At 62.9% G+C, this 19,111-nt stretch carries 18 protein-coding genes; 8 read left to right on the top strand and 10 right to left on the bottom strand.

The genetic code is table 11. The annotated features are described in order from the left end of the window. Nucleotides 1-119: 119 nt before the first annotated feature. The 4 genes from P9255_RS21335 to P9255_RS21350 are packed head-to-tail and all read right to left on the bottom strand — an operon-like array spanning nucleotide 120 to nucleotide 3,817. Complete coding sequence (locus tag P9255_RS21335) at nucleotides 120-818, bottom strand: PqiC family protein (RefSeq protein WP_309790406.1); 699 nt, start codon at nucleotides 816-818, stop codon at nucleotides 120-122. Next, a complete protein-coding gene (locus P9255_RS21340) occupies nucleotides 815-2,476 on the bottom strand; it encodes an MlaD family protein (RefSeq protein WP_309790407.1) in 1,662 nt (553 codons plus the stop codon). The genes P9255_RS21335 and P9255_RS21340 overlap by 4 nt, the downstream gene beginning before the upstream one ends. Continuing rightward, entirely contained in the window at nucleotides 2,469-3,158 is a 690-nt protein-coding gene (locus P9255_RS21345; RefSeq protein ID WP_404980383.1) for a paraquat-inducible protein A, read from the bottom strand. Before P9255_RS21345 ends, P9255_RS21340 begins: the two co-directional genes overlap by 8 nt. Beyond that, the gene (locus P9255_RS21350; RefSeq protein WP_309763343.1) at nucleotides 3,155-3,817 is read right to left on the bottom strand and encodes a paraquat-inducible protein A; all 663 of its coding nucleotides are present in this window, start codon (nucleotides 3,815-3,817) and stop codon (nucleotides 3,155-3,157) included. Before P9255_RS21350 ends, P9255_RS21345 begins: the two co-directional genes overlap by 4 nt. A 408-nt stretch (nucleotides 3,818-4,225) precedes the next feature. Between P9255_RS21350 and P9255_RS21355 the strand changes: the two genes are divergently transcribed. From P9255_RS21355 to P9255_RS21365, 3 genes are all read left to right on the top strand, one after another. Further along, on the top strand, nucleotides 4,226-4,795 hold the full coding sequence (locus P9255_RS21355; RefSeq protein WP_309763342.1) for a cytochrome b: 570 nt from the start codon (nucleotides 4,226-4,228) through the stop codon (nucleotides 4,793-4,795). A gap of 113 nt (nucleotides 4,796-4,908) precedes the next feature. Further along, nucleotides 4,909-5,472, top strand: a complete 564-nt coding sequence (locus P9255_RS21360) for a YceI family protein (RefSeq protein WP_309763341.1) — start codon at nucleotides 4,909-4,911, stop codon at nucleotides 5,470-5,472. Nucleotides 5,473-5,537: 65 nt separating this feature from the next. After that, nucleotides 5,538-6,101: a YceI family protein gene (locus P9255_RS21365; protein WP_404980447.1), complete on the top strand. Its 564-nt coding sequence runs from the start codon at nucleotides 5,538-5,540 to the stop codon at nucleotides 6,099-6,101. 315 nt (nucleotides 6,102-6,416) lie between these two features. On the opposite strand, the gene P9255_RS21370 is transcribed toward P9255_RS21365, so the two are convergent. Then, entirely contained in the window at nucleotides 6,417-6,557 is a 141-nt protein-coding gene (locus P9255_RS21370; protein WP_309763339.1) for a hypothetical protein, read from the bottom strand. On the opposite strand from P9255_RS21370, the gene P9255_RS21375 reads away from it, so the two are divergent. Together P9255_RS21375 and P9255_RS21380 are read left to right on the top strand one after the other, a co-directional pair. Continuing rightward, entirely contained in the window at nucleotides 6,558-7,229 is a 672-nt protein-coding gene (locus P9255_RS21375) for a DUF5672 family protein (protein WP_309790786.1), read from the top strand. Further along, nucleotides 7,226-8,821, top strand: coding sequence for a hypothetical protein (locus tag P9255_RS21380; protein WP_309790408.1), 1,596 nt, complete (start codon nucleotides 7,226-7,228; stop codon nucleotides 8,819-8,821). The genes P9255_RS21375 and P9255_RS21380 overlap by 4 nt, the downstream gene beginning before the upstream one ends. 169 nt (nucleotides 8,822-8,990) lie before the next feature. Here the strand turns inward: P9255_RS21380 and secF are convergent, their stop codons facing one another. From secF to queA, 5 genes are all read right to left on the bottom strand, one after another. Beyond that, nucleotides 8,991-9,941, bottom strand: a complete 951-nt coding sequence (gene secF, locus P9255_RS21385) for a protein translocase subunit SecF (RefSeq protein ID WP_309763337.1) — start codon at nucleotides 9,939-9,941, stop codon at nucleotides 8,991-8,993. Nucleotides 9,942-9,959: 18 nt separating this feature from the next. Beyond that, nucleotides 9,960-12,026 (bottom strand): protein translocase subunit SecD, encoded by a 2,067-nt coding sequence (gene secD / locus P9255_RS21390; RefSeq protein ID WP_309790409.1) that lies wholly within the window; start codon nucleotides 12,024-12,026, stop codon nucleotides 9,960-9,962. 130 nt (nucleotides 12,027-12,156) lie between these two features. Continuing rightward, nucleotides 12,157-12,486 (bottom strand): preprotein translocase subunit YajC, encoded by a 330-nt coding sequence (yajC, locus tag P9255_RS21395; protein ID WP_159835259.1) that lies wholly within the window; start codon nucleotides 12,484-12,486, stop codon nucleotides 12,157-12,159. Nucleotides 12,487-12,689: 203 nt separating this feature from the next. Further along, a complete protein-coding gene (gene tgt, locus P9255_RS21400; protein WP_309763335.1) occupies nucleotides 12,690-13,850 on the bottom strand; it encodes a tRNA guanosine(34) transglycosylase Tgt in 1,161 nt (386 codons plus the stop codon). 53 nt (nucleotides 13,851-13,903) lie between these two features. Continuing rightward, nucleotides 13,904-14,947, bottom strand: coding sequence for a tRNA preQ1(34) S-adenosylmethionine ribosyltransferase-isomerase QueA (queA, locus tag P9255_RS21405; protein WP_309790410.1), 1,044 nt, complete (start codon nucleotides 14,945-14,947; stop codon nucleotides 13,904-13,906). Between the two features lie 81 nt (nucleotides 14,948-15,028). Here queA and recG point away from each other — a divergent pair, with 81 nt between their 5' ends. From recG to P9255_RS21420, 3 genes are all read left to right on the top strand, one after another. Next, nucleotides 15,029-17,218: an ATP-dependent DNA helicase RecG gene (recG, locus tag P9255_RS21410; protein WP_309790412.1), complete on the top strand. Its 2,190-nt coding sequence runs from the start codon at nucleotides 15,029-15,031 to the stop codon at nucleotides 17,216-17,218. 138 nt (nucleotides 17,219-17,356) lie between these two features. After that, nucleotides 17,357-18,316, top strand: a complete 960-nt coding sequence (locus tag P9255_RS21415; protein ID WP_309763332.1) for a LysR substrate-binding domain-containing protein — start codon at nucleotides 17,357-17,359, stop codon at nucleotides 18,314-18,316. Nucleotides 18,317-18,517: 201 nt separating this feature from the next. Then, complete coding sequence (locus tag P9255_RS21420; protein WP_309763331.1) at nucleotides 18,518-18,889, top strand: DUF805 domain-containing protein; 372 nt, start codon at nucleotides 18,518-18,520, stop codon at nucleotides 18,887-18,889. The last annotated feature ends 222 nt before the right edge of the window (nucleotides 18,890-19,111 follow it).

A 19,111-nucleotide genomic window follows, 5' to 3' on the forward strand; every position in this document is an offset into this window, starting at 1 on the left:
CGATGAACGCAAGCACTCCGGAGCACGTCGACGTCGCGATACGTCGAGGATGACGAAGAACCGCGGCGCGACCGTTGAGCCGGGTCAACGCCGCTCGAACTTAGTGTGCTCCGGGGCAATTACTGCGCACTGGCAGTGGTAGCGCCGCCCGAGGGCGGGCAGGGCAGCATCGGCGGCGCGGGTTGCCGCGAGGACGAGGAACCCGGCGATCCCGACGCAGGCGCCGACGCCGCGACGGAACCGAGGCTCCGCACGCCCGCCGATATGGCCGAAGCAATGTCGTTCACCGCCTTGCGATGCCCGTTGACGAGCGCATCGTAGCCCTCGGCCACGCGTGCTTCCGCGACCGTCCTGCACGTCATGACCGCTTGCGACTCGCCGCCGCGCACGCTCCACACCGCATCGATGACCGCCTGCGATCCCGGCCACGATTCGAAGCGCTGCACCTTCACCTTCACGCGATACACCCGCGCCGATTCCGGATGCGGCGTGCCGTAGACATCGATCGCATTGAGTTGCTGGGCAAGATCGCCGGATAGCGCGCGACGCACTTCATCGGCGGGAAGCGAGGCCCAGCGCTCCTGTTCGAGCACGCTCACCTGCGCGGAGCCGGACTGCACGACGAGCTGATTGCGCGCCACCTGCTGCGGCATGTCAACAGGCGCAAGCTCGAAATAGAACGAAGCCGGCGCCGACGATACCGCGACCGGCGCGCCCGCCGCGCCGCCCAGCGTATAGAACCGGCTCGACGGCGACGACGCGCACCCGGCGAGCACGCCCGCCGCGCCCAGCGTCAACAACAACGCGCCGATTCTCATGGTTTGTCTCCCGGTTTGCCGCGCAGCAACGATTCCGGATGACGCTCCAGATAATCGGCGAGCGAGTTGAGCGATTGAAGCGTCCGTGTGAGTTCCTGCATCGCCTGATGCACGTCGGACTGAAGCGGTGAATCCTGCTGAAGCGTCGATTGCGCCTCGCCGAAGGTCTTCTTCGCCTGCGTGAGCGTGTCGCGCACTTCCGGCACGACTTCCTTGCCGAGCTGATCGAAGAGCGCATTCGCGTTCTTCAGCGAGCCGTTCAGGTTCTTGCCGATCTCGTCGAACGGAATCTTGTCCAGCTTGCGCGCGATATCCGCGATCTGGAGCTGAAGCTCGTCGAGCGTGTTGGGCACGGTCGGCAGTTCGAGCGGATCGTTGCTCGCGCTCACCTTTGCGGGCGGCGCCTTCGGGAAGAAGTCGAGCGCGACGTAAAGCTGGCTCGTCAGCAGATTGCCGGTACGCAACTGTCCGCGCAGGCCGCGCTTCACGAGCAGTTGGAGCATGTCGTGGCTCGCCGCCGAACCTTGTTCGGGCAACGCGGCCTTCGCGCGCCTGCCGAGGCGATCGGGGTAGAGGTCGATGGTCACCGGCATCATGAACGAGTGCGACTGCTGGTCGTATCGCACGCCGATGCCCGTCACCTGGCCCAGCACGATGCCGCGGAAATCGACCGGCGCGCCGACCGACAAGCCGCGCAGCGACTGGTTGAAGTTCATTACGACATGCACGGGATCGCCGTCGGGGTCCCGCATCGCGTCGGCCTGGTCGGAGGCGAGGCGGAAGGTGGCGTTCTCCGTCGCCTGCGGGCCGGCCTGCTGATTCGGCGGCGTCTGGAACGCAATGCCGCCGAGCACGACCGTGGCGAGCGACTGCGTGTTGAGCGTGAAGCCGCTCGAATCCAGCCGCAGATCGACGCCGCTCGCATGCCACCAGCGCGAATTGCTGCCGACGTACTGGTCGTAAGGGGCATTGACGAAGACCTGCATCGTGACGCCGGTGCCGTCCTTGTCGAGCGAAAACGCCGTCACCTGGCCGACCTGCACGCGCCGATAGTAGACCGGCGAGCCGATGTCGAGCGAACCGAGCGATTCGCCGTGCAGCGTGAACGTGTGGCCCTTCTGGTCGCCGGTGACGGCAGGCGGCGTCTCGAGCCCGACGAAGTAAGTATGGTCCTCGGTCAACTTGCCGGCATCCACGCCGATATACGAACCGGACAGCAGCGTCGACAGCCCCGTCACGCCGCTTGCCGCCACGCGCGGGCGCACGACCCAGAAGCGCGTGTCCTTCACCGCGAAATCGGTCGCTTCCTTGGTGAGCTGCACATCGACGAGCACGCGCGAATGGTCTTTCGACAACGTGATGGTCTTAACCGTGCCGATGTCCACGTCCTTGTACTTGACCTTGGTCTTGCCGGGTTCGAGGCCCTCTGCGTTGACGAAGCTGATGGTCACCGTCGGGCCGCGGCTCGATACCGTCTTCACCACGAGAAACACGCCGATCAGCGCGGCGACGATCGGAATCACCCATACGAGCGACGGCAGCCAGCGGCTGCGCGGCTCGATCACGGGTTCGGGCAGATTGGGCGGCAAGCCGCCGCCGCTGTCCCGCCCGGGCGTGTCGTTCGTCTTCGGCCCGTCCGGACCTTGGCCACTAGTCATATTTCTTTCCTGACGGTTCTATGTTGTCCCATATCAGACGGGGATCGAACTGCATGGAGGCGAGCATCGTCAATACGACGACCGACGCGAACGCGAGCGCCGCCGGTCCCGCCGTGATCACCGCCACCGACTTGAAGCGCACGAGCGCGACGGTGAGCGTGACCACGAAGATATCCAGCATGGACCATCGGCCGATGCCTTCCACCACGCGATACAGCGTCGTGCGCTGGCGCGGACGCCACACCGAGCGCCGCTGCACGCTGACGAGCAAGAATGCGAGCGAGAGCAGCTTGAGCATCGGCACCAGAATGCTGGCCACGAAGATGACGATGGCGAGCGGATAGTCGCCGTCGTTCCAGAAGAGCGCGACGCCGCTCATGATGGTGTCGTCCTCCGCGCCGAGAATCGAGGACGTATGCAGCATCGGAAAGACGTTCGCCGGAATATAAAGGATCGCCGCGCTGATGAGCAGCGCCCACGTCCGCGCGATGCTGTCCGGATTGCGCCGGTGCACGACCGCGTCGCAGCGCGTGCAGCGTTGCCTTTCGACCGTGCGCGCGAGCGGCTGCACGAGCCCGCACGCATGACACGAGACGAGCTTCGCGCGCGATGCCGTCGTGTAGAGCGTGGGCGGCGGGCTGTCCGGTTCGTCGATGGCGGCGTCGAGCGGTGTGTCGTTCACGTCTTCTGCCTCGCGGATGATGCAAGCGGCTTGCGCGCGCGCCGCTTCGGCAGTTCGCTCGCCGTCTCCCAAAGCGAGCGCGGGTCGAAGCTCACGACGACCGCGACCATCAGCGTCAGCGCGCCGAAAGCGAAGAGCGCGGCCTCCGGAATCACGCGCGCGACGCTCAGCATCTTCACGAGCGTGACGAGCACGCCGAGCATGAACACTTCGATCATTCCCCACGGGCGCACGAACTGGATCGCGCGCAGCGTGAGATGGAATCCCGGCGGCACGTAGCCCGCGCGCACGGGCATCAGCACGTAGAGCAGCGCGACCAGCTCGCACAGTGGAAAGAGGATCGTCGCGCAGAAGACCAGCACGGCGACGAGCTGCATCTGCTCGTTCCATAGCGCGACGATCGCGCCGATGAGCGTCGTCTGCGACGTGATGCCGTTCGCATCCAGTTCGACGATGGGAAACGCCTGCGCGATCACGAAGGTGATGAGCGCGGCGAGCGTGGTCGCGCAGATGCGGTCGAGATTGCGCGCGACGCTGCGATAGAGCACCGCGCCGCAACGCGGACAGTTCGCCGAACTGTGCTCGGGAAGCGCGCGCTTCGCGAAGAGCGCGTCGCATTCATGACACGCGATCAGTTGTTCCGATTCGTTCACGTTCATAGTTCGAGGGCGAGCCTTCTCATGCGTGTTCCATGCGTGTTCGGTATGCGCCGCGAGAGGGCCCGGCCGGAAACAGCAAGTAACGAGCCAGCGCGGGATGGTAGCAGGATGGTAACAAACCGGCTTTCGCCGCGACATCAACGGAATAAGGCGGCTCGCTGCATCGTTGTGTTGTGTTCTCTCGCGCGACCACGATGGACCGTTGCATCGGCAGAATAGTTCGTTGCATAAACGGCGCGCATCGCGGTGAATCGCCCGGAAAGCCGCGCCGGGCCTGACTTTCCACGCTTGCGGCAGGCATTCGCGCGCATGCTGGCAATTCACGGACGTTGCGGTAGCATGGCGGCGCATGCATCGGACACAGCCCGGCGGCATGCGCGTCTCGATCATTCCCAGGACATCCGCATCATGGAAAGCACTGTTGGCATTACTCCGGCGACGCCCGCCGAACGATACAGCGCCACGGCGATCGGCCTGCATTGGCTCATCGCGTTGCTGATCATCGGCGGCTTCTATCTCGGCTGGATCATGACCGATATTCCCGGCTTCACGCCGACTAAGCTCAAGTACTACTCGTGGCACAAGTGGATCGGCGTGACCGTGTTCGCGCTCGCGGCGCTGCGGCTCGCGTGGCGCGTCACCCATCGCGCGCCGGCCCTTCCGCCGGGCACGCCGCGCTGGCAACAAGGCGCGGCGCATCTCACGCACATGCTGCTCTATGTGCTGATGCTGGTGATTCCCGCGTCGGGTTATCTGTACAGCTCGGCCGCTGGCCTGCAGGTCGTGTATCTCGGTGTGCTGCCGTTGCCGACGGTCATCGGACCCGACAAGGCGCTGAAGGCGACGCTGCGCATCGTGCATGTCGCGCTGAATTACGGACTGCTCGTGCTCGTCGCGATGCACGTGCTCGCCGCGCTCAAGCATCACTTCGTCGATCGCGACGGCTTGCTCGGGCGGATGCTGCCTTTCGTCAAATAGGCGTCTCCGATTGTTTCCTCGCAGTTGGCAGGGCGTTTCCGGCCGGCTGTTGGAAACGGCATGCTTTTGATTTCCAATACCCGCTGTTCGTTCGAACCGTTCACAAGGCACACATGAAAGTGAAACTCAATCGTTGGATGGCGGCCGCCGTGGCCGCGACGTCGCTCGCTGTCGCAGCGGCCGCAGCGGCGCAAGTGGATATGGCGAAAAGCTCGGTCGTCGCCACGTCGAAGCAGATGAACGTGCCCACCGACGGCAAGTTCAACAAGTTCAGCGCGCAGATCGCGTTCGATCCGGCGAAGCCGGCTGCCGGCAGCGCCAACATCACCATCGATACGGGCAGCTACGACCTGGGCGACGACGAGTACAACAAGCAGGTGCGCGGCAAGGAGTGGTTCGACGCGGCCGCGTATCCGACCGCGACCTTCGTTTCCAGCGCGATCGCACCGGCTGGCGGCAATCAGTACAAGGTGACGGGCAAGATCACGATCAAGGGCAAGTCGCAGACGGTCACGGTGCCGGTCACGATCACGCAGCAGGGCGCAACCGAAACGTTCGATGGCGCGTTGCCGATCAAGCGCAGCCAGTTCGATATCGGCACTGGCGAATGGAAGGACACGTCCGTCGTCGCGGACGAGGTCGTCATCAAGTTTCACATCGTCGCCGCCAAAAAGTGAGCGGCGGATATTTCACGCGGATTCAACCCACATTCAGTCAGGAGCACAACTTGAAGAAGATTTCGATGATCGTCGCCGGCGCGCTCGCCGCAGGCCTTTCGTTTAGCGCGATGGCCGCCGATACGTATCAGCTGGACCCGAACCACACGTATCCGAGCTTCGAGGCGGACCACTTCGGCGGCGTGTCGACGTGGCGCGGCAAGTTCAACAGGAGCAGCGGCACGGTGGTGCTCGACCGCGCGGCGAAGACCGGCACGGCGGAAGTGACCATCGATCTGGCATCGGTCAACACCGGCAACGCGAAGCTCGACGAGCATCTGCAAAAGGCCGAGTTCTTCGATACCGCCAAGTACCCGACCGCGGTCTACAAGGGCACGTCGATCCGTTTCGAGGGCGACAAGCCGGTCGAAGTGGTCGGCTCGCTGACGATGCACGGCGTCACGAAGCCGCTGAATCTCCAGATCGAGAGCTTCAAGTGCTTCGTGAATCCGATGATCAAGAAGGAAGTCTGCGGCACGGAAGCCACGGCGACGTTCGATCGCGGCGACTTCGGCGTCGACTATGGCAAGTCATACGGTTTCAGCCTGAAGACCGTGCTGCATATCCAGGCAGAGGGTGTGAAGCAGTAAGCGCGGTTTCACCGGTCTCGGTCCGCCTCGCCTCGTGCGCGAGGCGGTTCCGTTGCACTTGCCGTGACGTCGTCGCGTGGCTGCGCCGGGTAGTGATTGACAGAATTAGGAAAGATTCGGATTCGTGACATTCGGTCTTGCAGAGGTGGCTGCTATCATGCATCGATCTTTTTGCAGAACTGTTGATTTCAGTCGTAACTGAATTCCGCGTTCAACATTCGCTGCATGAATCGAAAAGCATCTGATTTTCTTAATGTCACTGTCTGTGCAGTAGATTCTTTGAGTCCCCGCCTTGCTGCGCGCGCATTGGCAATTTCATGCCAGCATTTCCATTTCGGCGACGCCATTCTTTTCACGCACGGAAGCGTTCCGGCAAAGGCGCGAATCGTCGAAACGCCGTATATTCGGTCCCGCGAGGAATAAAACGATTTCGTACTGAAAGGCATCGTTGAACATATACGAACGCCTTGGGTACTCGTTATTCAGTGGGATGGCTATGTCGCCGATCCGGACGCATGGTCCGACGAATTCTTCAATTACGACTATATCGGCGCACGCTGGCCGTGGCATAACGATGGTATGTCGGTCGGTAACGGCGGGTTTTCGTTGCGGTCCACCAAACTCATGCGGTTATTGGCCAGCGATGAATTTCCGCTTCGAGACGGCATCTACGAAGACAAGCTGATTGGACGTATTTATCGTCCCTTGCTGGAGAGCAAGTACGGCATTCGCTTTGCGCCGAACGACGTCGCCGATCGCTTCTCTTACGAGAATTCCCATCCGCCTGGTCCGACATTCGGCTTCCATTCGCCGCATAATCTGGCCCGTCACCTCGATGCATCCGCCTTGCAAGAACTGGTGGCAATGGCGCATCCCAGTACTGTTGCGGCGGACAGCATGGTTTGCCTGCTCGGTAACTGTTTTCTGGCGCACGAATTTCCGTCGATGGAAGCGTTGTTTCCCGCTATGAAACAGGCAATCGGCGTGAATGAGCTTCGAGACAGGCTGATCAAGGTCGGCATGAACGACGCTCTTGCAACGTATTGCCTCTCGCTTTGCGAAAAGCTGGTGCGCGCTTCGGCCGAAGATGGCAAGCTTGGGCGGCAGCAATTGGAGGAGGCGCAATGAGGTTCAGTAATCGAGCCGAAGACTGGCTGGCAGCTCAGCGCGATAATCACGCGCAACAGCGATGGCTGGAATCCATTGCGCTCGGACGTGCCGTTCTGAAACGCGCGGATCTGAGCAACGAGCAGTCGGAAGAGTCCAGCACGATGCTTTGCGAAGCCAGTCTCGAACTGAACGAGGCCGCGCTCACCGCCGATACCTTCGCCGCTTGTCTTCATCATGTGAAGCGTCTGGAAACCATCGACCGGCTTCTTGAGCGATTTTGCCAGCTCTGCACTGCCGACCAGGCGCGGCCCGTCTTCGCACTGCAGAAATGGTCGGCGTACGAGTTCAATCATCTCAGCGTGAATGTGTATAACCGGCAACGCTTCGATCATGCCGAAGCGCTCGTCTCCCAATGGCGGCATCGATGGCCGGACGAACGCGAGGCGAATGCCTCGCGGCTTCTGGGCTGGATCAAATGGCGCCAATTGAAGTATCAGGAGGGGCTGGACGCGTTCGACCGTTCGCTGTCGCTGGAACACAATGCGGAATCGTTGATTGGGCGGGCGTTCATTCTCAGTTTCATGAGCAGGTTCAGCGAGTCAATCCAATTGCTCGAGGAGTTGTCGAAGACGATCTACATCAACGGTTCGGGCTGCCGTGTCTATGCGAATTCGCTCTTCGGCGCCGGGCGCGTGCGGGAGTCGATGGAACTGTATGAGCGCCGGCTCCGCGACACCGACTTCCTTGCGTGCTCGCCAACCGGTATTCCCGAATGGAACGGCGCGCCTCTCGATGGCCGCTTGCTGGTCTTGCTGGACGTCGGCTGGTCTTTTGGCGACTTTCTGATGTATCTCCGCTATCTGACGTTGGTGCAGTCGCGCGTGGCGAGCGTGCGGGTGCAAGTGCCGGATCGACTCGAACGCGTGTTGAGAGCCTCGTTTCCCACGCTCGAAATCCGGAGCGACGAGCCGACGATCACCGAAGGATGCGATGCCTACGTCTGGCTGATGAGCTTGCCGGTCAGACTGCAACTCTGGTTGACGGCGCCCGAAACGCTGCCGTGGCTGCGCGCGAGCGAGGCAGCGCAACAAGAGTGGGCAGACTGGCTGCCGGCGCAATATGGCGAAACCGGCGGGCCGGATGGCAAGCGCAAGCGCATCGGGCTTTGCTGGCGGGGCAATCCACACACTTACCATGATCGCCTGCGAAGCGGCTCGCTGGACGACTTCACGCCCTTATTCGAAGCCTTGACGGACGTAGACTGGGTCAACCTTCAGCTGGAAGCGTCGGAGCGGCCGCCGGAAGCGTTGCTGGCTTCACGCAATTCCCGTTGGTGCGATCCAATGCCCCGTGTCCACGATTTCGAGGATACGGTGGCCATTGCGCAGGGTCTCGATCGGATCGTCACTGTGGATTCGGCCGTCGCTCATGTATGTGCATCGGCGGGCGTGCCGACGACGCTTCTCGTCCCGATCTGGGGCGAATGGCGGTGGCAGACAGGGAATACATCACCGTGGTATCCCGACGTCGAACTCCTGCGCACGCCTCCTGGAAGCACGTTCCGGCATACGCTGCAGCGCCTCGTCGATGACAAGCGGGCGAACTGGTAAGGCGCGCTGCGAGCCTTACCGAGAGTTGCCCTCGCGAAAGTCGTTTTCAGCAGCAGTCACCGCATTGTTCGATCCGTATCCGGTGTAATGGCGCCAAGAGCTGAAAGAAAAAGGGCCGATCCAAATGGATCGGCCCTTTGCATTTGCTGACATCTACAGCGCGAGCGCCTTAAACCTGCGCTCCCGCATTCGGATCGTTCGGATCGAACTTGTCCTTCTTGTCCTTGACCAGATCTTCACGCTTCACGCCGAACCACATGGCGAGAGCAGCGGCCACGAACACCGACGAATAAATACCGAAGAGAATACCGACCGTGAGCGCCAGCGCGAAGTAATGCAGGGTAGGGCCGCCGAAGAAGAACATCGACAGCACCATCATTTCGGTACAGCCGTGCGTGATGATGGTTCGCGACATCGTGCTCGTGATCGCGTGGTTGATGACCTCGGTCACCGTCATCTTGCGCTGCTTGCGGAAGGTCTCGCGAATCCGGTCGAAGATAACCACCGACTCGTTCACCGAATAGCCGAGCACCGCGAGAATCGCTGCGAGCACGGAGAGCGAGAACTCCCACTGGAAGTAGGCGAAGAAGCCGAGAATGATCACCACGTCGTGCAGGTTCGCGATGATGCCCGCCACCGCGTACTTCCATTCGAATCGGAACGACAGGTAAATCACGATGCCGATCACCACGCACGCGAGCGCGGCGAGTCCGTTCGTGACCAGTTCCTTGCCGACCTGCGGACCGACGAACTCCACGCGTTGCAAGCTCACTTGCGGGTCGTTGGCCTTTAGCGCGCCCATGACCTGCTCGCTTTGTTGCGCGGACGTCAGCCCTTGCTTGAGCGGCAGGCGGATCAGCACGTCGCGCGACGTGCCGAAGTTCTGCACTTGCGCGTCGGCATAACCGAGCCTTGCCATCGTGCCGCGCACCGGTTCGAGCGGCACGGCTTGCGGATATTGCACCTCGACCACGGTCCCGCCGGTGAACTCCACCGACAGATGCAGCCCGCGATGCACGAGAAAGAACACGGCCGCGAGGAACGTGATGAGCGAGATCGCGTTGAAAATCAACGCGCGCTGCATCAGCGGCAGGTCACGGCGAATGCGGAAGAATTCCATGTTTCGTTACTCCGGGGCTCAGTGGGACGAGCCCGGTTTCTGTTGGTCGATGCCCGGGCCCGAACGGCGGCGCACGGTCGGCTTGCCGGAGCGCGCGGGCGCCGGGACTGCCGCGCGCTGCGCGACCGCAGCGGTCTTCGTCTTGCCCGTGGGCGTCGTGATGACCTCGTTGACGGGGGAATCGTCACCGCGCTGGGCCGCCAGATACGCGGCTGCGGCAGCCTCGCCGTCCGTGCCTTCCGGACGCCACACCTGACCGATGGCCAGCGACTTCAGCTTCTTCTTGCCGCCGTACCACAGGTTCACGAGACCGCGTGAGAAGAACACGGCCGAGAACATGGACGTCAGAATGCCGATACAGTGCACCACCGCGAAGCCGCGCACCGGGCCGGAGCCGAACGCGAGCAGCGCGAGGCCGGCAATCAGCGTGGTCACGTTGGAGTCGAGAATGGTCGCCCAGGCGTGCTTGAAGCCTTCCTGAATCGCGGTCTGCGGCGGCGCGCCGTTGCGCAGTTCTTCGCGGACACGTTCGTTGATCAGCACGTTCGCGTCGATCGCCATACCGAGTGCAAGCGCGATAGCCGCGATGCCCGGCAGCGTCAGCGTGGCCTGCAGCATCGACAGGATGGCAACGAGCAGCAGCAGGTTGACCGACAGCGAGAGCATCGAGATCAGGCCGAACAGCATGTAGTACACGATCATGAAGACGGCGATCGCGGCGAAACCGTAGGTGACCGAATCGAAGCCCTTCTTGATGTTGTCGGCGCCGAGGCTCGGCCCGACCGTGCGTTCTTCGATGATGTCCATCGGCGCGGCGAGCGAACCGGCGCGCAGCAGCAGCGCGAGGTCGGTCGCGGCTTGCGCGGTCGGCTGGCCGGTGATCTGGAAGCGGTCGCCGAGTTCCGACTGGATGTTCGCCACCGTCAGCACCTCGCCCTTGCCCTTTTCGAAGAGCACCATCGCCATCGGCTTGCCGATGTTCTCTCGCGACACGCTCGCAATGGCGCGGCCGCCCGCCGAGTCGAGACGGATGTTGACCGACGGACGCTGGTGATCGTCGAAGCCCGTGGACGCGTCGATGATGCGGTCGCCGGTGAAGATCACCTGCTTGCGCAGCAGCACGCGATTGTCGCCCTGCCTGAAGGCTTCGTCGCCCGGCGGCACCGGGTCGTTCGGGCCGATGTACGTGTTGACCGGGTCCGCGAGACGCGCTTCGAGCGTCGCCGTGCGGCCGATGATGTCTTTCGCCTTCGCCGTGTCCTGCACGCCCGGCAGTTCGACCACGATGCGGTCCGCGCCCTGTTGCTGGATGACCGGCTCAGCGACGCCCAGCTCGTTCACGCGGTTATGCAGCGTCGTGATGTTCTGCTTGAGCGCGCCGTCTTCCACGGCGCGCTGCGTGGCGGCCGAGAACGTGCCGACCACCTGGAAGCCGTCGCCGCCCTGACGCGTCGTCCATTGCAGTTCCGAGACGCCCGTCGTGAGCAGGGTGCGCGCGTTTTCCGCCACCGTCTGATCCGCGAAATTCACGACGACCGATTGACCCACGCGGCTCACGCCGCCGTCACGGACGTTGCGGTCGCGCAGATACGTGCGGGCGTCGGCTGCGTCGGAATCGAGCTTCTTGTTCAGCGCGCCCGCCATGTCCACTTGCAGCAGGAAGTGCACGCCGCCGCGCAGATCGAGGCCGAGGTACATGGGCAGCGCGTGCAGCGCCGTCAGCCAGCGCGGCGAGGCGCTCTGCAGATTCAGCGCGACGATGTATTGGGGATCGGTCGGGTCGCTGTTCAGCGTTTTCGTGAGCAGGTCCTTGACGCGCAATTGCGTGTCGGTGTCCTTCAGGCGCACGCGAATGTTCGCGTTGGCCTGCGAATTGTCGAACGTGACTTCGTCCGCGGTGATCTTGCTGGCCGCGAGCGCGCTTTCGACATTGGCGAGCGTCGACGAATCGAGCTTGACCGTTGCCTTGCCGCTCGACACCTGCACCGCGGGCGCTTCGCCGAAGAAGTTGGGGAGCGTGTACACGAGGCCGATGACGAGCGCCACCAGCATCACGACATACTTCCAGAGGGGATAACGATTCATGGGGATGGCCGAACGGAAAGTTGGCTTCGGAGGAGAGGGCGTCCGGCGTTATGCGCGACGAGCCGGCTGAGTTGACTCGTGGACTCGGATGGCTCGGAGCGAGGCCGCGCCGGACGCGAAAAGACTGGCCTTACAGCGATTTGATCGTGCCCTTCGGAAGGATGGTCGTGACCGACGCCTTCTGCACGGTGATTTCCGTGCCCTCGGCGATTTCGACGCCCACGTATGCTTCCGACACCTTCGTCACCTTGCCGACGATGCCGCCGTTCGTCACCACTTCATCGCCCTTGGCCATGGCCGCGAGCATGTTGCGATGTTCCTTCTGACGCTTCATCTGCGGACGGATCATGATGAAGTACAGCACCGCGAACATCAGGATCAGCGGCAGGAAGCTCATCAGGCTCGATTCCGCGCTGCCCGCGGTAGCGCCTTGTGCAAAGGCATTGGAAATGAACGACACGTTGGTCTCTCCGTTATACGTCGAAAATACGTTCAAAAACTGGGTCAGAAATTAGCCCGGTATTCTACCACTCGCCCATGCCGCCAAGCCCCCGGAATGCGCTTTGGCATCAAGCCGTTACGGCGCGCGCACGGCGTTTTCGCGGCAATGGAAAGCTGATTGTAATGCGTCACCGCTTCCGGCGACGAATTGTCGGCCGCCGCTTAATCGACGCCCCGCGCGCGGTTCTCCGCGAACGTTTTGCGAAACGCTTCGAACGTGTGGTTTTCGATCGCTTCGCGCACTTCCCCGATCAGTTGCAGGTAGTAATGCAGATTGTGGATGGTGTTCAGTTGCGCGCCGAGAATTTCACCGACGCGATGCAAATGGTGCAAATACGCCCGCGTGAAGTTCTGGCACGTGTAACAGCCGCAGCTTTCGTCGAGCGGCTTCATCGAATTCTTGTGCGTCGCGTTCTTGATCTTCAGGTCGCCGAAGCGGGTGAAGAGCCAGCCGTTGCGCGCGTTGCGGGTCGGCATCACGCAGTCGAACATGTCGACGCCCGCCGCGACGCCGTTGACCAGGTCTTCCGGCGTGCCGACGCCCATCAGGTAATGCGGCTTGTCGGCTGGCAGCTTCGGGCCGATGTGATTGAGCACGCGCATCATGTCTTCCTTCGGCTCGCCGACGGACAGCCCGCCGATCGCGAATCCGTGGAAGTCGATCTCCGACAGCCCCGCGAGCGATTCGTCGCGCAGGTCCTCGAACATGCCGCCCTGCACGATGCCGAAAAGCGCGTTCGGGTTGCGAAGCCGCGTGAACTCGTCGATGGATCGCTTCGCCCAGCGCATCGACATGCGCATGGAATCGGCGGCGTCCTTGTGCGAGGTCGGCACGCCGTTGGTCGCGTAGGGGGTGCATTCGTCGAACTGCATGACGATGTCGGAGTTCAGCACCTTCTGAATCTGCATCGACACTTCGGGCGACAGGAACAGCCGGTCGCCATTGATCGGCGATGCGAACGTGACGCCTTCCTCGGTGATCTTGCGCAGATCGCCGAGCGAAAAAACCTGAAAGCCGCCGGAATCCGTGAGGATCGGCCGGTCCCATCCCATGAACCGATGCAGCCCGCCGTGCGCGCCGATGGTCTCGAGGCCGGGCCGCAGCCACAAGTGGAACGTGTTGCCGAGGATGATCTGCGCGCGAATTTCTTCGAGCTCGCGCGGCTGAATCGCCTTGACGGTGCCGTAGGTGCCGACCGGCATGAAAATCGGCGTTTCGATGACGCCGTGATTGAGCGTGAGACGGCCGCGGCGCGCCTGGCCGTCGGTCGTCAGCAGTTCGAACTTGAGCCCGTTGTCGGGCGGGGTGTGATTCGCGGTCATTGAGGTTCCTGCCACCGGAGAACAGTCCGGCGCAAAGCGTTGATAAAAAGCGGTCAGGCGCGCGTGAGCAGCATCGCGTCGCCGTAGCTGAAGAAACGGTAGCGTTCTTCGATCGCGTGACGATACGCCTCGCGGATCGTGTCGATGCCGGCGAACGCGGAGACGAGCATCATCAGCGTCGACTTCGGCAGATGGAAGTTCGTCACGAGCCGGTCGACCACGCGGAATGCGTAGCCCGGCGTGATGAAGATGTCGGTCTCGGCGCTCGTCGCACAAAGCGGGCGGCCGGCGGCGGCGGCGTCGCGGGCGGCGGCTTCGAGCGCGCGCATCGACGTGGTGCCGACCGCGATCACGCGATTGCCGCGCGCCTTGACCGCCGCGATGCGGTCGACGAGCGTCTGCGGCAGCGCATACCACTCGCTGTGCATCTTGTGCTCCGCGATGTTTTCGACGCGCACCGGCTGGAACGTGCCCGCGCCGACATGCAGCGTGAGCGTCGCGCGCTCGACGCCGCGTGCATCGAGCCGGGCGAAGAGGGCGTCGTCGAAATGGAGTCCCGCGGTCGGCGCGGCCACCGCGCCGGGATTCGCCGCGTACACCGTCTGATAGCGCGTTTCGTCGTAGGCGTCGGCGTCGTGCTCGATATACGGCGGCAGCGGCAAGCGCCCGTATCGCTCGATGAGCGTCAGGCAGTCGGCCGGAAAGTGCAACGTGTAGAACGGCTCGACGCGCTCGCCGACCGTGACGTCGAAGGCATCGGCGAGGCGGATCGTGCTGCCCGCCGCCGGGCTCTTGCTCGCGCGAATCTGCGCGAGCGCGGTCGTCGCGCCGGTCAGCCGCTCGACGAGCACTTCCACGCGCCCGCCACTGGCCTTCTGGCCGAAGAAGCGCGCTTTGAGGACTTTGGTATCGTTGAAGACGAGCAGATCGCCCGGCGCGATCAGATCGGGCAGTTCGGAGAAACGCCGGTCGGTGAGCGTGGCCGGCGTGCTGCGGTTGTTGACTTCGAGCAGACGGCTCGCGCTGCGCTCGGCGAGCGCACTCTGCGCGATCAGCTCGGGCGGCAGATTAAAATCGAAATCGGAAAGCGTGAACATGGCTTGAAATCGCACGAACGATGGCGCAAACACGCAGATCCGCGCCGAACAAACCTCACATTGTACTTGCGAAGAGATTCGATGCCCTTATCCGACCGCCGCCTCGCTTCACCGACCGATGTGCTTCCGAATCCGGAAGAAAGCGTCGCGCCGCCCGCGCGGAAGCGGGCGAAGGCTGCGGACGGCGCGGACAAGAAGGCGAAACCCGCCGTCAAGACGGCGGACAAGCTCGCGAGGCTCGGGCTCAAATCGGACATCGATCTCGTCCTGCATCTGCCGATGCGCTACGAGGACGAAACGTCGCTGACGCCGATTGCCGAACTCATCCCCGGCGACAATGCGCAGACCGAAGGCATCGTGTTCGACAATGAGATTGCCTACCGTCCGCGTCGCCAGTTGCTGGTCAGGCTGCACGACGACGCCGGCGACGAACTCACGCTGCGCTTTCTCAACTTCTACGGCTCGCAGGTCAGGCAAATGGCCATCGGCATGCGGCTGCGCGTGCGCGGCGACGTGCGCGGCGGCTTCTTCGGCCTGGAGATGGTGCATCCAACCGTGCGTCCCGTCGATGAAGACACGCCGCTGCCGCAAGCGCTGACGCCGGTTTATCCGGCCACGGCGGGCATTTCGCAGGCGTATCTGCGCAAGGCGATCGACAACGCGCTCGCTCGCGTGTCGCTGCCCGAACTGCTGCCGGAGCCGGTCGCGCGGGCGCATGTCGCGCCGCTGAACGTCCCCGGCCTGCTCGATGCCGTCAAGACGCTGCATCATCCGCGCGCGGATTCGGATGAGACCGCGCTCATCGACGGCACGCATCCGGCCTGGACGCGCATCAAGTTCGAGGAATTGCTCGCGCAGCAACTGTCGCTCAAGCGCGCTCACGCCGAGCGGCGCACGCGCGCCGCGCCCGCCATGCCACGCCGCGCCGCCGACGACGCCGATTCGCTCGTCGTGCGCCTCTTGCGCGCGCTGCCGTTCCGGCTGACGGGCGCGCAGGAACGCGTGTGCGCCGAAATCGCAGCGGAACTGACGCTCGCGCATCCGATGCAACGTCTCTTGCAGGGCGATGTCGGCAGCGGCAAGACGATCGTCGCGGCGCTCGCGGCGGCGCAGGCCATCGACGCGGGTTATCAGGCCGCGCTGATGGCGCCGACCGAGATTCTCGCGGAACAGCACGCGCGCAAGCTGCGCGGCTGGCTGGAGCCGCTCGGCGTTTCCGTGGCGTGGCTCGCGGGCAGCCTCAAGGCGAAGGAGAAGCGCGCGGCGAGCGAAGCGGCGGCGCTCGGCACCGCGCAGCTCGTGATCGGCACGCACGCGATCATTCAGGACACGGTCGAGTTCGCGCGTCTCGGCCTCGTGATCGTGGACGAGCAGCATCGCTTCGGCGTCGCGCAGCGGCTTGCGCTGCGGGCAAAGGCGATCAACGCGGCCGACGGGAAGCACGACTTCCAGCCGCATCAGTTGATGATGTCCGCGACGCCCATCCCCCGCACGCTCGCGATGACGTATTACGCCGATCTCGACGTCTCCACCATCGATGAATTGCCGCCGGGCCGCACGCCGATCCTGACCAAGGTCGTATCCGATTCCCGGCGCGACGAAATCATCGGCCGCGTGCGCGAAGCGGCGTTGACCGGGCGGCAGGTCTATTGGGTCTGTCCGCTGATCGAAGAGAGCGAGACGCTGCAACTGCAGACGGCCGTCGAAACTTACGAAACGCTCGTCGCAGCGCTGCCGGAACTGCGCGTCGGACTGGTTCACGGCCGGCTGGCGCCAGCCGAGAAAGCCGCCGTGATGGACGCGTTCTCGCGCAACGACGTGCAGTTGCTCGTCGCAACGACGGTGATCGAAGTGGGCGTCGACGTGCCGAACGCATCGCTGATGGTCATCGAACATGCGGAGCGGTTCGGTCTCGCGCAGTTGCATCAGTTGCGCGGACGCGTAGGGCGGGGCAGCGCGGCGTCGGTATGCGTGTTGATGTACTCGAATCCGCTCTCGCAGACGGCGCGCGCGCGCCTTCAGACGATGCGCGAAACCACCGACGGCTTCGAGATCGCCCGGCGCGATCTGGAAATTCGCGGTCCCGGCGAATTCTTGGGCGCGCGGCAATCCGGCGAGGCGATGCTGCGTTTCGCGAGTCTTGAAAACGACGGCTGGCTGATCGAACCGGCGCGCGAGGCGGCGCAGCACATGCTCGATGCGTTCCCGGATGCCGTCACGCGGCATCTCGCGCGCTGGCTCGGCGCGCGCGAGCAGTATTTGAAGGCGTGACGAAGAACTCGACGCCGCCTCGTCTGTCCCCTATAGACGCGCGACAGACGCGCGCGCCGATGCAACACAAGTTGGCGAACCGGCGTTCGCAGGTGTATAACTTCAACCTATTGAATCCAAGTCTCTCATTGGCCCCCAATGACGCTCACTGAATTAAAGTACATCGTCGCGGTTGCGCGCGAGCGGCACTTCGGCCGCGCCGCCGAGGCGTGCTTCGTCAGCCAGCCGACGCTGTCGGTGGCAATCAAGAAGCTCGAGGACGAGCTCAACGTGCAGATCTTCGAGCGCGGCACGAGCGAGGTCAGCGTCACGCCGATCGGCGAGCAGATCGTCACGCAGGCGCAGCGCGTCCTCGAACAGACGCTTGCCATCAAGGAAATCGCGAAGCAGGGCAAGGACCCCCTCGTGGGGCCGCTGCGGCTGGGCGTCATCTATACGATCGGGCCGTATTTGCTGCCGACGCTCGTCAAGCAGATGATCAAGTCAGTCCCGCAGATGCCGCTGATGCTGCAGGAGAATTACACGCTCAAGCTGATCGAATTGCTGAAGCAGGGCGAAATCGATGTCGCGATCATGGCGCTGCCGTTTCCCGAAACCGGGCTGATGGTGCGCGCGCTGTACGACGAGCCGTTCGTCGTCGCGATGCCATCGGGGCATGCGTGGGAAAATCGCGGCAAGATCGACGCGGACGATCTCAAGCAGGAAACCATGCTGCTTCTTGGCAGCGGTCACTGCTTCCGCGACCATGTTCTCGGCGTTTGTCCGGAGCTGATGCGTTTCTCGCAGAATGCGGACGGCATTCAGAAGACGTTCGAGGGCTCGTCGCTGGAGACCATTCGCCATATGGTCGCGAGCGGCGTCGGCATTACGGTGCTGCCGCGCATGTCGGTCATGGAAGTGAAGCCGCATGCGCCGGGCATCGATGCCGGCTTGCTCAGCTATGTTCCTTTCGACGATCCGGTGCCGGACCGGCGCGTCGTGCTCGCCTGGCGGAAAAGCTTCACGCGGATGCCGGCTATCGACGCAATCAGCGACGCCATTGCCGCGTGTGACTTGCCGGGTGTGAAGAAACTGGATATGCCGGTGGCGGTCAACTAATCACGCCGCTGTAGACAGAATGAACCAAAGCCGCGTTCGACGCGGCTTTGTTCTTTGCATTGCAGTAAAGCAAACCGGCTTTGTAGTTTTTGGTCAATTTGGCTCTCGGTTTCCCTGTCGAAACACAACGACCTCCTAAAATCACGCCCCCGCTGTACGGCACGGAGCCGGGCAGCGTTCACCAGAAAACAAGGGAAAAAAATGGGGTTTTTCGAGGCAGTTCGTACAACGTTTCTTCAAAAATACGCGACTTTTGAAGGCCGCGCTTGCCGGTCGGAATACTGGTATGCCTATCTCTTTTCAATGGTTTTCGGAACCGCACTGATGGTCTTGAGTGGTGTGGCGAAAGACTCGTTGATTGCTCTGGCTATTATCGTCATCGTCGCGATCGCGATGATATTGCCGGGCATTGCCGTAACCGTTCGCCGGCTGCATGACACTGACCGCTCGGGCTGGTCGGCGCTCATCAGCTTTGTTCCGGTCATCGGGGGCATCATGATCCTGATCTGGACTTGCTCGCGCGGGACGATCGGTGTGAATCGTTTCGGCTCGGATCCGCTAAGCGGCGTCTGACCAGGGCGCCGCAGGGCAGTCCTAAAACAGCTACGACGGCCTGCCTTTGCGCAGGCCGTCTTGTTTTCCACGGCGACCTATCGAATAGATAAAATTAATCGAATACAAGTATTCGATAGGTTTCGTTATGCTTCGTCTCATGAGTCCAGCCACGAGAGAAGCGATGACCACCCACCACTTCAACGCCCGCCCCCAGACCGCGTGGTCCGAGCTGCGCGGCGT

This window comes from Caballeronia sp. LZ019 (assembly GCF_031450825.1).
Taxonomy (GTDB): domain Bacteria; phylum Pseudomonadota; class Gammaproteobacteria; order Burkholderiales; family Burkholderiaceae; genus Caballeronia.